The organism is Pseudomonas sp. WS 5051, from assembly GCF_012985715.1.
In the GTDB taxonomy this organism is placed as follows: domain Bacteria; phylum Pseudomonadota; class Gammaproteobacteria; order Pseudomonadales; family Pseudomonadaceae; genus Aquipseudomonas; species Aquipseudomonas bubulae.
Genome location: NZ_JAAQWV010000015.1, coordinates 17,749 through 30,553 on the forward strand (window position 1 = coordinate 17,749; position 12,805 = coordinate 30,553).

The 12,805-nt window shown below is 58.7% G+C and carries 10 protein-coding genes; all 10 read left to right on the forward strand.

The genetic code is table 11. The features are described 5' to 3' along the window. Positions 1–192 precede the first annotated feature (192 nt). The 10 genes from dksA to pgi all read left to right on the forward strand — a co-directional run bounded on the left by dksA (position 193) and on the right by pgi (position 12,765). Positions 193–633, forward strand: coding sequence for an RNA polymerase-binding protein DksA (dksA, locus tag HBN79_RS19505; protein WP_016783419.1), 441 nt, complete (start codon positions 193–195; stop codon positions 631–633). Between the two features lie 169 nt (positions 634–802). Next, complete coding sequence (gene gluQRS, locus HBN79_RS19510) at positions 803–1,690, forward strand: tRNA glutamyl-Q(34) synthetase GluQRS (protein ID WP_095018774.1); 888 nt, start codon at positions 803–805, stop codon at positions 1,688–1,690. 78 nt (positions 1,691–1,768) lie between these two features. Continuing rightward, a complete protein-coding gene (locus HBN79_RS19515) occupies positions 1,769–1,945 on the forward strand; it encodes a hypothetical protein (protein ID WP_003176118.1) in 177 nt (58 codons plus the stop codon). Then, complete coding sequence (locus tag HBN79_RS19520) at positions 1,929–4,883, forward strand: sensor histidine kinase (RefSeq protein ID WP_165446546.1); 2,955 nt, start codon at positions 1,929–1,931, stop codon at positions 4,881–4,883. Before HBN79_RS19515 ends, HBN79_RS19520 begins: the two co-directional genes overlap by 17 nt. A 22-nt stretch (positions 4,884–4,905) precedes the next feature. Further along, the gene (locus HBN79_RS19525) at positions 4,906–6,339 is read left to right on the forward strand and encodes a sigma-54 dependent transcriptional regulator (protein ID WP_095002567.1); all 1,434 of its coding nucleotides are present in this window, start codon (positions 4,906–4,908) and stop codon (positions 6,337–6,339) included. Positions 6,340–7,074: 735 nt separating this feature from the next. Beyond that, positions 7,075–8,469 (forward strand): polynucleotide adenylyltransferase PcnB, encoded by a 1,395-nt coding sequence (locus tag HBN79_RS19530; protein ID WP_095002566.1) that lies wholly within the window; start codon positions 7,075–7,077, stop codon positions 8,467–8,469. Positions 8,470–8,472: 3 nt separating this feature from the next. Beyond that, complete coding sequence (gene folK, locus HBN79_RS19535; protein WP_095002565.1) at positions 8,473–8,955, forward strand: 2-amino-4-hydroxy-6-hydroxymethyldihydropteridine diphosphokinase; 483 nt, start codon at positions 8,473–8,475, stop codon at positions 8,953–8,955. A gap of 222 nt (positions 8,956–9,177) precedes the next feature. Then, complete coding sequence (gene panB, locus HBN79_RS19540) at positions 9,178–9,978, forward strand: 3-methyl-2-oxobutanoate hydroxymethyltransferase (protein ID WP_095018772.1); 801 nt, start codon at positions 9,178–9,180, stop codon at positions 9,976–9,978. Next, positions 9,975–10,835, forward strand: coding sequence for a pantoate--beta-alanine ligase (gene panC, locus HBN79_RS19545; protein ID WP_169917057.1), 861 nt, complete (start codon positions 9,975–9,977; stop codon positions 10,833–10,835). The genes panB and panC overlap by 4 nt, the downstream gene beginning before the upstream one ends. A gap of 265 nt (positions 10,836–11,100) precedes the next feature. Continuing rightward, positions 11,101–12,765 (forward strand): glucose-6-phosphate isomerase, encoded by a 1,665-nt coding sequence (pgi, locus tag HBN79_RS19550; RefSeq protein ID WP_095018771.1) that lies wholly within the window; start codon positions 11,101–11,103, stop codon positions 12,763–12,765. Positions 12,766–12,805 lie beyond the last annotated feature (40 nt).

The window sequence follows — 12,805 nt, forward strand, 5'->3', positions numbered from 1 at the left end:
ATTATTAATTAGCCACTAATCTCAAGCACCACAGGCTCTGCACACATACCCTGAGAACGGGCTGGACATGCGGGAGTAGCGCAGCCCGATTTGATCTGGTAAGTTCGCCCGCTTGCAGCCGCAGGGCCGGCAGGTGTCGGTGATGTTGCAATCCTGCGCAATGGATTAGAAGAATGAGAGGCGGTCCATTTCATGCCCACACAAGCAAAGCAACAGAATACTCAACTTAGCGGCTTCGAACCCTACGTTGAAAAGAAGGGTGAAGAGTACATGGGCGAGCCCATGCGTAAACACTTCACCAAGATTCTGCAAAAGTGGAAACAGGACTTGATGCAGGAAGTCGACCGCACCGTTGATCATATGAAAGACGAAGCGGCAAACTTTCCTGACCCATCCGACCGCGCGAGCCAGGAAGAAGAATTCAGCCTGGAACTGCGCGCCCGCGATCGCGAGCGCAAGCTGATCAAGAAAATCGACAAGACGCTGCAACTGATTGAAGACGAAGAATATGGCTGGTGCGAATCCTGCGGCGTCGAAATCGGTATCCGTCGACTCGAGGCCCGCCCTACTGCCGACATGTGCGTAGACTGCAAGACCTTGGCTGAAATCAAGGAAAAACAAGTCGGCAAGTAATCGCCAACTTGACCAGATGGGGCGTGCGAACGCCCCATTTTTGTTTGTGAAATTTCAGTGCCCTGCGTGGGAGCGGGCTTGCTCGCGATAGCATCACCGCGCCAAAGGTTCCAAACCGGGTTGCCCCATCGCGAGCAAACCCGCTCCCACAAGAAATCGGCCCACGTCCATGACTGCACCCTCCTATATCGGGCGCTTCGCCCCAACGCCCAGTGGCCATCTGCATTTTGGTTCGTTGGTCGCCGCCCTTGCGTCATACCTCGATGCCCGCTCCGTAGGTGGCCGCTGGTTGCTGCGCATGGAAGATCTCGATCCGCCGCGGGAAATGCCCGGCGCCCAGGCCGCGATTCTCGATGCCCTTGAGCGCTACGGTTTTGAATGGGACGGCGAACTGGTCCGTCAAAGCGAGCGCCACGAAGCCTATGCGCACGTGCTAAACCGACTGTTCAGCATGGGCCTGGCCTACGCCTGCACCTGTTCACGCAAACAGCTGGAAGGTTACAACGGCATTTACCCCGGCTTTTGCCGCAATGCCGGGCACTCAATGGATAACGCAGCCATCCGCATTCGCGTCCCTGAGCTGGAATATGCCTTCACCGACCGGGTTCAGGGCGAGTTCCGCCAGCACCTGGGGCGCGATGTCGGTGATTTCGTGATTCGTCGCCGCGACGGTCTCTATGCCTACCAATTGGCGGTGGTGCTCGATGATGCCGCCCAGGGTGTGACCGATATCGTGCGTGGCGCCGACCTGCTCGACTCCACCCCGCGCCAACTTTACCTGCAAGAGTTGCTGGGCTTATCACAACCGCGCTATCTGCATGTGCCACTGATCGTGCAGCCTGATGGCCACAAACTCGGCAAATCCTACCGCTCACCGCCCCTGACCCCGGAGCAGGCCACCCCGCTGCTGCTGCGGGCCTTGCGTGCTCTGGGTCAGACAACAGAGCAACACCTGAACGACGCTACCCCGCGTGAGGTGCTGGATTGGGGCATTGCCCACTGGAACGCCGCCAATATCCCACGCACACTGACCCTCGCCGAGGCGCAATTACGCTGACAGCCCTTGCAGGTTGCCAGCCATCCGTTACCATCGCCGCACGTTTTTGGGCATGCGGCCTGTAAAAGTGAGGGCGGGATGTATATCTATCGATTGGTCCTGTTGCTGGTTGTCGGGATCTACCTGTTTTCTCCCGCCATCATGGATTGGTGGATCGATGCGACAGGCGCCTGGTACCGGCCCTATCTGCTCTGGCTGATTCTGATCGTTGTGACCTTTATTCTGCAGAGCCAAAAAGATGCCGATGAGCTTTAGCCTGACCCAGATGATCCTGATCAGCGCCGCCTACCTGCTGGTGCTGTTTGGCGTGGCCTGGATCAGTGAACGCGGCATGATCCCGCGCGCAATCATTCGTCACCCGCTGACCTACACCCTGTCTTTGGGCGTTTACGCCAGTGCCTGGGCGTTCTACGGCACAGTGGGGCTGGCTTACGAATATGGCTACGGCTTTTTGTCCAGCTACCTTGGGGTTTCCGGGGCTTTTCTGCTGGCGCCTGTGTTGCTTTACCCCATTCTAAAAATCACCCGCACCTACCAGCTCTCATCGCTGGCCGACCTGTTCGCCTTTCGCTTCCGCAGCACCTGGGCCGGAGCCCTGACCACGATTTTCATGCTGATAGGCGTGTTACCGCTATTGGCCCTGCAAATCCAGGCCGTGGCCGACTCCATCAGCATCCTCACCCGCGAGCCGGTGCAACACCGCGTAGCCCTGAGCTTCTGCGCACTGATCACCCTGTTTACGATCTTCTTCGGCTCTCGGCATATCGCCACCCGTGAGAAACACGAAGGCCTGGTATTCGCCATTGCCTTTGAGTCGGTGATCAAGCTGATCGCCATTGGCGGTGTGGGCCTTTACGCGCTTTATGGCGTGTTCGATGGCCCGCAACAGCTGGAAGTCTGGCTGCTGCAGAACCAGACCGCCCTCGCCGCACTGCACACACCGCTTCAAGAAGGGCCATGGCGCACCCTGCTGCTAGTATTTTTCGCCTCGGCCATTGTGATGCCGCACATGTATCACATGACCTTCACCGAGAACCTCAACCCGCGCGGGCTGGTCAGCGCCAGCTGGGGCCTGCCGCTGTTCCTGTTGCTGATGAGCCTGGCCGTGCCGCTGATCCTGTGGGCCGGCCTCAAGCTGGGCGCCACCACCAATCCGGAATACTTCACACTCGGTATCGGTATTGCCGCCAACAGCAAACCCCTGGCGCTGCTGGCTTATGTGGGCGGGCTTTCGGCCTCCAGCGGGCTGATTATCGTCACCACCCTGGCGCTTTCGGGCATGGCCCTCAACCACCTGGTGCTGCCGCTTTATCAACCGCCCGCCGAAGGTAATATCTACCGCTGGCTGAAGTGGACCCGCCGCGCCCTGATCGTTGCCATTATCATGGCCGGCTACGGCTTCTACCTGCTGCTGGGCGCCGAGCAGGATCTGGCCAACCTCGGCATCGTGGCCTTTGTCGCCACGTTGCAGTTTTTGCCGGGCGTGCTCTCGGTACTGTACTGGCCGACGGCCAACCGACGTGGCTTTATTGCCGGTCTGCTGGCCGGGATACTGGTGTGGATGGCGAGCATGCTGTTCCCGCTGATCGGCAACTTCCAGGGCTTCTATATCCCGTGGTTGAACATGATCTATGTGCTGGACGATACCAGCTGGCACATGGCAGCCATCGCCTCGCTGGCGGCCAACGTGCTGATGTTCACCCTGATTTCCCTGTTCACCAACGCCAGCCCTGAAGAAGCCAGTGCCGCCGAAGCCTGTGCTGTGGATAACGTACGCCGCCCGCAACGTCGCGAGCTGCACGCGGCCTCCCCGCAGGAGTTCGCTACACAGCTGGCCAAACCTCTGGGCGCCAAAGCTGCGCAAAAAGAAGTCGAACAGGCGCTGCGTGACCTTTTCCTGCCTTTCGATGAACGTCGCCCCTATGCCTTGCGACGCCTGCGCGACAGGATCGAAGCCAACCTTTCCGGCCTGATGGGCCCAAGCGTCGCACAAGATATGGTCGAGACCTTTTTGCCCTACAAGTCCGGCGGCGAAAACTACGTTACCGAGGACATTCACTTTATCGAAAGCCGGCTTGAGGACTACCACTCACGCCTTACCGGGCTGGCAGCCGAGCTCGACGCCTTGCGCCGTTATCACCGCCAGACCCTGCAAGAGTTGCCGATGGGCGTGTGTTCACTGGCCAAGGATCAAGAGATCCTGATGTGGAACAAGGCCATGGAAGAGTTGACCGGCATCCCGGCCCAGCGCGTGGTGGGTTCGCGCCTGGGTACCCTGGGCGATCCATGGCGCGAGTTGCTGCAAGGTTTTATCGACCTGCCGGACGAACACTTGCACAAGCAGCACCTGGCCCTTGATGGCCAGACCCGCTGGCTCAACCTGCACAAAGCCGCCATTGACGAGCCGCTGGCACCGGGTAATAGCGGCCTGGTGCTGCTGGTCGAGGACCTGACGGAAACCCAGATGCTCGAAGACAAGCTGGTGCACTCCGAGCGCCTGGCCAGCATCGGGCGGCTGGCGGCAGGGGTGGCTCACGAAATCGGCAACCCGGTCACCGGCATTGCCTGCCTGGCGCAGAATCTGCGCGAGGAACGCGAAGACGATGGCGAATTGACCGAAATCAGCAGCCAGATACTTGAACAGACCAAACGCATCTCACGCATCGTCCAGTCTCTGATGAGCTTCGCCCATGCCGGCAGCCATCAACACAATGACGAGCCCGTCTGTCTGGCCGAAGTAGCCCAGGATGCCATTGGCCTGCTGGCCCTGAACCGACGCAATTTCGAAGTGCAATTCTACAACCTGTGCGACCCGGACCACTGGGTCGACGGCGACCCGCAGCGGCTCGCCCAGGTATTGATCAACCTGCTCTCCAACGCCCGCGACGCGACGCCTGCCGGCAGTGCCGTACGGGTCAAGAGCGAGGCCAGCGAGCACACCGTCGACCTTATCGTGGAAGATGAAGGCACTGGCATTCCGCAGAACATCATGGACCGGTTGTTCGAACCGTTTTTCACCACCAAGGACCCTGGCGAAGGTACAGGTCTGGGCCTTGCACTGGTCTATTCCATCGTTGAAGAGCATTATGGACAAATCACCATCGACAGCCCGGCTGACATTCACAGCCAACGCGGAACCCGTATCCGGGTGACACTACCGCGTCATGTCGAAGCGACGTCCGCTGTGAACTGAGACCGTCGAGAGAACCGAATCAATGCCGCATATTTTGATCGTCGAAGATGAAACCATCATCCGCTCCGCCCTACGCCGCTTACTGGAGCGCAATCAATACCAGGTCAGCGAGGCTGGCTCGGTGCAAGAGGCGCAGGAGCAGTTCAGCATCCCGTCGTTTGACTTGATTGTCAGCGACCTGCGCCTGCCCGGCGCTCCGGGGACCGAGCTGATCAAGCTTGGCCAGGGCAAGCCGGTGCTGATCATGACCAGCTATGCCAGCCTGCGCTCGGCCGTGGACTCGATGAAAATGGGCGCGGTGGACTACATCGCCAAACCTTTTGATCACGACGAAATGCTGCAAGCGGTGGCGCGCATTCTGCGTGACCGGCAAAACACCCAGAGCGCGCCGGCCGAACGCCCTGCCAAAGCAGGCACCGCTGACAAAAACACGGTGGATAACAGCAACGGTGAAATCGGCATCATCGGTTCGTGCCCGCCAATGCTGGACATGTACAGCAAGATTCGCAAAGTAGCGCCCACTGACTCCAATGTGCTGATCCAGGGTGAATCCGGCACAGGTAAAGAGCTGGTAGCCCGCGCCCTGCACAACCTGTCGCGCCGCGCCAAAGCACCGATGATCTCGGTCAACTGCGCGGCCATCCCGGAATCCCTGATCGAGTCCGAACTGTTCGGCCACGAAAAAGGCGCGTTTACCGGCGCCAGCGCTGGCCGTGCCGGTCTGGTTGAAGCCGCCGATGGCGGCACGCTGTTCCTCGATGAAATCGGCGAATTGCCGCTTGAGGCCCAAGCCCGACTGCTGCGCGTGCTGCAGGAAGGCGAGATTCGCCGGGTTGGCTCGGTACAGTCGCAGAAGGTCGATGTTCGCCTGATTGCCGCGACCCACCGCGACCTGAAAAGCCTGGCCAAGGTAGGCCAGTTCCGCGAAGACCTGTACTACCGCCTGCACGTTATCGCGCTCAAGCTGCCTGCGCTGCGTGAACGTGGCGCTGACGTCAACGAAATCGCCAACGCCTTCCTCGCCCGCCAAAGTGCTCGCGTGGGTCGCACCGACCTCAAATTCGCCCCCGATGCCGAACGGGCGATCAGCCATTACTCATGGCCGGGTAACGTGCGCGAGCTGGAAAACGCTGTGGAGCGCGCGGTGATCCTCTGTGAAAGCCCGGAAATCTCGGCTGAACTGCTGGGTATCGATATTGAACTGAGCGACCTGCAAGACGATGACTTCATCGGCCTGGCCCCGCAGCAGAGCATCAGTAACGGTAACACCAGCCTTGATCCCACCGAGGACCTGTCACTGGAAGACTACTTCCAGCACTTCGTCCTTGAGCATCAGGACCATATGACCGAGACCGAACTGGCTCGAAAACTGGGGGTCAGCCGCAAATGCTTGTGGGAGCGACGTCAGCGTCTGGGAATCCCGCGACGCAAAACCGGCGTGCCAAGCGAGGGCTAGGTAACAGCGCCAGAGGTAACCAACTGTTACCTCTGTTAAATCACGTAACAAAAGCCGGGTCTTACGGTAACGATGACCCGGCTTTTTTTTGCCCGGAAAAAGGCCAAAACCCTGAAAACCCCTTATTTTGCTGGGCCGCGCAAAAGTTGGCACGCACCCTGCTATATGTATTCGTACAAGAACAATAAGAATCACAGCAGCACACAATAAAAATAAGACGTATCGGCTCACGCATAACAAGAACAACACGGCGGAGGCGCAGCTAACTGATTGTTTTGGAGAGGTGTTGTAAATGGGGCTTGCCCCGCGACCAGGCAGAGAACAACAAAAACTGCACTTAAAGCAGAGCCTGAACTGGTTGGATCATTGATCACATCAACGCAGCGACCAAAGCAATCCGTTTGCTCTTATCTCCCGATTGGGAGGGTTGCACAGGCAAGACCTTTGTAACCAGGGCGATTAACAAAAACAAAAAGCCCGCAATCAATAATAAAAATAGAGCACGCAACTAATTCTGGGGGAGCTTCGGCTCCCCTTGTGGTTTCTGCGATTTAACAAATCCCCTCGCAACCGTCTAAACCGCGCCTCTTACAGCTATTTATGCTTACGGCTTGCAGCTTCGCTCGCAAGAGCGGCTAAGCGTCCTACACCATCCCCTGACTAAATGCTAGAATCCCCGCCCATCATGCGGTCATTCTTCGTTTTGGCCGAACATTCCTTCAAACAGTGCATCCCATGCTGAAGAAGCTGTTCCAGTCATTCCGTTCTCCCAAGCGTCGTACGCAACAACTGCGCAGCACCCCTGAAGTGCTCAACAGCAGCCAACACTCGCTGCAACGTGCCCAGTTCAGCCGCTACGCGGTCAATATCGTCGAACGCCTGCAGAACGCCGGTTACCAGGCCTATCTGGTTGGCGGTTGCGTACGCGACATGCTGCTCAATATCACGCCAAAAGACTTTGACGTCGCCACCAGCGCCACGCCCGAGCAAGTGCGCGCCGAATTTCGCAATGCGCGAATCATCGGTCGTCGTTTCAAGTTGGTGCATATCCACTTTGGCCGCGAAATCATTGAAGTCGCGACCTTCCGTGCCAATCACCCGCAAAACGACGAAGAGGAAGACAGCAACCAGTCCTCGCGTAACGAAAGCGGGCGCATCTTGCGCGACAACGTCTACGGCACCCTTGAAGAAGACGCCCAGCGTCGTGACTTCACGATCAACGCCCTGTACTACGACCCGGTCAGCGAGCGCATCCTCGATTACGCCAATGGCGTACACGATATCCGCAACCGCTTGCTGCGCCTGATCGGCGACCCGCAACAGCGCTACCAGGAAGACCCTGTTCGCATGCTGCGCGCAGTGCGCTTTGCCGCCAAGCTCAACTTTGGTATCGAAAAGCACACCGCCGAACCAATCCGCGAACTGGCGCCGATGCTGCGGGAAATCCCTTCCGCGCGCCTGTTCGAAGAAGTGCTCAAGCTGTTCCTCTCCGGTAACGCTTCCGACACCTTCGAGATGCTGGTTGACCTCGAGTTGTTCGACCCTCTGTTCCCGGCCAGCGCCGAAGCACTGGAGCACAACCCGACCTACACCCACACCCTGATCAGCGAAGCCTTGCGCAACACTGATCTGCGCATCAAACAGGGCAAACCGGTGACCCCGGCCTTCCTGTTTGCCGCCCTGTTGTGGCCCGCGTTGCCTGCACGCGTATTGCGCCTGCAAGATCAAGGCATGCCGCCCATTCCTGCCATGCAGGAAGCCGCCCATGAACTGATCGCCGAGCAATGCCAGCGTATTGCTATTCCCAAGCGCTTCACCATGCCGATTCGCGAGATCTGGGACATGCAGGAGCGCCTGCCGCGTCGCAGCGGCAAACGCGCCGACATGTTGCTCGACAACCCGCGTTTCCGTGCCGGGTATGACTTCTTGCTCTTGCGTGAAAGCGCCGGCGAGCAGACCAATGGCCTGGGCGAATGGTGGACCGACTATCAGGACGCCAATGACAGCGGCCGCCGCGAGATGATCCGCGATCTGAGCAACGCCAAGGATGACGGTACCGGTCCTGCACCGCGCAAACGTCGCCGTACCAGCGGTGCCAAGCGTAAACGCAGCGCCGCAGCGGACGAGTAAGCGATGGAACGCGTCTACATTGGAATGGGCAGCAATCTGGCTGACCCGGCGGATCAATTGCGCAGTGCTGTCCAGGCCCTGGCGCAATTGCCGGACTCCCGACTCATCGGGGTTTCAGCATTTTATCAAAGCGATTCGCTGTTGCCTGGCCAGCCGCGCTACACCAATGCCGTAGCGGCCATCGACAGCTCGCTGGCGCCGCTGGACCTGCTCGATGCCCTGCAGGCCATCGAACTGGACCAGGGACGCGAGCGTCAAGAGCGTTGGGGCCCGCGCACTCTGGACCTGGACATCTTGCTATTCGGCGATCGCCTGATCGACGAGCCCCGCCTTAAAGTTCCGCACTACCACATGCACGCCCGGCCTTTTGTGCTGTATCCGCTGGCCGAACTGGCGCCAGCATCGCTGAAACTCTCCGATGGCCGCACGCTCGCGCAATTGCTCGATGACTGCCCATTTATCGGGCTTGAGCGAATCCCCTCTTAAGCTGAATCGAATCTATACCCGGGTAACACCATTGCGGTAACACCCGGAATTGACTTCCAGTGCCCTCGTCACGACTATAGGCATCCCGCAGCCATCCACAGGATGGTGCAATGTGAAAAGCAGGCTTTATAAGCGCCCTCTATAAAGGTGTGCCTGTTCATAACGATGAATCACACGCGTTACTCGCAGTGGTTACCACACTGCCTGACGAGGATCCTTTTCATGCCAGCTATTACCCTGACCACCCTGCAAGGCCTTAAGCAAAAAGGTGAAAAAATCACCATGCTGACGTGCTATGACGCCACCTTCGCCCACGCCTGCAATCAGGCCGGTGTTGAAGTGCTATTGGTAGGCGACTCCCTGGGCATGGTTCTACAAGGGCATGACAGTACATTGCCTGTGACGACCGCTGACATGGCCTACCACGTGGCCTGCGTCAAACGCGGTAACCAGGACGCTCTGATCCTGGCGGACATGGCCTTTATGGCCAACGCCACCCTGGAACAAAGCCTCAACAACAGCGCGGTGCTGATGAAGGCCGGCGCGCATATGGTCAAGGTCGAAGGCGCCGTGTGGCTGGCCGAGTCGATCCGGGCCATGACTGAACGCGGCATCCCCGTGTGCGCGCATATGGGCCTGACCCCGCAGACCGTGAACGTGCTGGGGGGTTACAAGGTACAAGGCCGCAACGAAAACCAGGCGCGCCAGATGCGTGCCGATGCCATTGCCCTGGAACAGGCAGGAGCGGCCATGCTGCTGCTCGAATGTGTACCCAGCGAACTGGCAAAAGAGATCACCCACGCGGTCAAGATCCCGGTCATCGGCATCGGCGCCGGCAGTGACACCGACGGCCAGGTCCTGGTGCTGCACGACATGCTGGGCCTTTCACTGACCGGCCGCGTGCCCAAGTTCGTGAAAAACTTCATGAGCGGCCAGCCCGATATCCAGTCCGCCCTGCGCGCCTACGTCACTGAAGTCAAAGCCGTCAGCTTTCCTGCTACCGAACACGGATTCTCTGCATGAACACAGTTAAAAACGTTCGCGAACTGCGCGCCGTCATCGCCCGCGCACGCCGTGAAGGCAAACAGATAGCACTGGTCCCGACCATGGGCAATCTGCACAGTGGCCATGGCGCACTGGTAACCACCGCCGCACAACAAGCCGATTTCGTGGTGGCCAGCATTTTCGTCAACCCGCTGCAGTTTGGCGCCAACGAAGATCTGGATACCTATCCGCGCACCCTGGCAGCCGACCAGGAAAGGCTTCTGCAGGCAGGCTGTGACTTGCTGTTTGCCCCGACCGTTGAAGAAATGTACCCCAACGGCATGGACGGCCTGACCCGTGTTACTGCTGCCAAATTAAGCAATGAACTGTGCGGCAGCCGTCGCCCGGGGCATTTCGATGGTGTGACCACCGTGGTCAGCAAGCTGTTCAACATGGTTCAGCCCGACCTGGCGATTTTTGGGCAAAAAGACTACCAACAGCTGGCAGTCATTCGCGCAATGGTCAACGATCTGAACTTCCCGATCCAGATCATCAGCGAACCCACCGTGCGCGCCGAAGACGGCCTGGCCCTGTCCTCGCGCAATGGTTACCTGAGCGAAGAGCAGCGAGCCCTGGCGCCAGCGCTGTACCGTCACCTGAGTGAAATGGCGCGCGCCATCGAAGCCGGTGAGCGCGACTACCCGGCCCTGGTGCGCCAGCATCTGGCGCAAATCGAAGCCATTGGTTTTCGTCCGGACTACCTGGAAGTGCGCCACGCACAGACCTTGCTACCGGCACAGGCGACTGATCGCGACCTGGTAATTCTGGTTGCGGCCTTCCTGGGTGCCACCCGTTTGATCGACAACGTACATCTTAATCTCGACAGCGCGCTCTGACAGAGTGGCCTGTGCGGAACCGCGGAATGACCCGCACTCCATAAAGAAACACTGAAACGTTTCACCTGCTGTGACGTAACTGTGACAAAAGTTACTTCTCGGTGTCAGACAAAGCCAAGACAGAAGCAGGCGCGAAGGTTACTGTAATCGCCCTGCTTCCAGTTAACGTGCAGAATCAGACCGACCGAACGCCTGAACAAGAAAAACCAGGCGCAGGTGTTTTCAGTGTCCAAAGGCAGTTCAAGCAAAAAGGATATCCGCAGCGATGGCGTACTACCGCACCCCTCACGACGTTACCGCTCTGCCCGCTTGGCAAGCGTTGAAACTTCACCGTGCCAGCATGCAAAACTTCAGCATGCGTGACGCGTTTAACAGCAACCCGAAACGTTTTGAAGAATTCACCCTGAGCAGCTGCGGGCTGTTTCTGGACTACTCGAAAAACCTGATCACCAACGAGACCCGCGACCTTCTGGTCGACCTCGCCAATGAGGTCGACCTCAAAGGCGCAATCAAGTCGTTGTTCAGCGGTGAAATCGTCAACGCCTCTGAAGGTCGCCCGGCCCTGCACACCGCGTTGCGCCGTCCGGTTGCCGACAAACTGTCGGTCAACGGCGTGAACATCATGCCCGAGGTGCATAAAGTCCTGAACCAGATGACCGAGCTGGTCGGCCGGATTCACGACGGTCTGTGGCGCGGTTACACCGAGAAGCCAATCACCGACATCGTCAATATCGGCATCGGCGGCTCGTTCCTCGGCCCTGAGCTGGTTTCTGAAGCGCTGCTGTCCTACGCGCAAAAAGGTGTGCGCTGCCATTACCTGGCGAACATCGACGGCAGTGAGTTCCATGAACTGACCGCAAAACTGCGCGCTGAAACCACCCTATTTATCGTTTCGTCCAAATCATTCAATACCCTCGAAACCCTGAAAAACGCCCAGGCGGCACGAGCCTGGTACCTCGCCCAGGGCGGTTCGGAAGCTGAGCTGCATCGCCACTTTATCGCCGTATCGAGCAACAACGCGGCAGCCGTGGCATTCGGTATTCGAGAAGAAAACATCTTCCCGATGTGGGACTGGGTCGGCGGGCGTTACTCGCTGTGGTCGGCCATCGGTCTGCCAATTGCCCTGGCCATCGGCATGTCCAACTTCAAAGAGCTGCTGTCCGGTGCCTACAGCATGGACCAGCACTTCCAGACTGCTCCGTTCGAGCAGAACATGCCGGTACTGATGGCAGCACTGGGTGTGTGGTATGGCAACTTCTGGGGCGCGCAAAGCCACGCGATCCTGCCGTACGACCACTACCTGCGTAACATCACCAAACACTTGCAACAGCTGGACATGGAATCCAACGGCAAGAGCGTGCGCCAGGACGGCACTCCGGTGTCAACCGATACTGGCCCGGTGATCTGGGGTGGAGTGGGCTGCAACGGTCAGCATGCGTACCACCAATTGCTGCACCAAGGCACCCAACTGATCCCGGCCGACTTTATCGTGCCGATTGTCAGCTTCAACCCGGTGTCCGACCACCATCAATGGCTGTATGCCAACTGCCTGTCGCAAAGCCAGGCGCTGATGCTGGGTAAAACCCGCGCAGAAGCCGAAGCTGAACTGCGCGACAAGGGCATGAGCGAAGAAGAAGTTAAAAAACTGGCGCCGCACAAGGTGATCCCGGGCAACCGCCCGAGCAATACCCTGGTGGTGGAACGCATCAGCCCGCGCCGTCTGGGTGCACTGGTGGCGCTGTACGAACACAAAGTGTTTGTGCAAAGCGTGATCTGGGGCATCAACGCCTTCGACCAATGGGGTGTTGAACTGGGCAAGGAGCTGGGCAAGGGCGTATACAACCGCCTGACCGGTATCCAGGAAGAGCCTGCCGACGATGCGTCGACCCAGGGCCTGATCAACTACTTCCGCGGCCGTCACCGCGGGTGATTGATAGCCAGCCAGTTTTCATCGACTGGCTGGCACCATC

What these genes read in the sequence shown, in the direction of transcription:
- HBN79_RS19515 (WP_003176118.1), top strand. Translation starts at nt 1,769, where the DNA reads ATGTATATCTATCGATTGGTCCTGTTGCTGGTTGTCGGGATCTACCTG.
- panB (WP_095018772.1), top strand. Translation starts at nt 9,178, where the DNA reads ATGCCAGCTATTACCCTGACCACCCTGCAAGGCCTTAAGCAAAAAGGT.
- gluQRS (WP_095018774.1), top strand. Translation starts at nt 803, where the DNA reads ATGACTGCACCCTCCTATATCGGGCGCTTCGCCCCAACGCCCAGTGGC.
- HBN79_RS19530 (WP_095002566.1), top strand. Translation starts at nt 7,075, where the DNA reads ATGCTGAAGAAGCTGTTCCAGTCATTCCGTTCTCCCAAGCGTCGTACG.
- panC (WP_169917057.1), top strand. Translation starts at nt 9,975, where the DNA reads ATGAACACAGTTAAAAACGTTCGCGAACTGCGCGCCGTCATCGCCCGC.
- HBN79_RS19525 (WP_095002567.1), top strand. Translation starts at nt 4,906, where the DNA reads ATGCCGCATATTTTGATCGTCGAAGATGAAACCATCATCCGCTCCGCC.
- HBN79_RS19520 (WP_165446546.1), top strand. Translation starts at nt 1,929, where the DNA reads ATGCCGATGAGCTTTAGCCTGACCCAGATGATCCTGATCAGCGCCGCC.
- folK (WP_095002565.1), top strand. Translation starts at nt 8,473, where the DNA reads ATGGAACGCGTCTACATTGGAATGGGCAGCAATCTGGCTGACCCGGCG.
- dksA (WP_016783419.1), top strand. Translation starts at nt 193, where the DNA reads ATGCCCACACAAGCAAAGCAACAGAATACTCAACTTAGCGGCTTCGAA.
- pgi (WP_095018771.1), top strand. Translation starts at nt 11,101, where the DNA reads ATGGCGTACTACCGCACCCCTCACGACGTTACCGCTCTGCCCGCTTGG.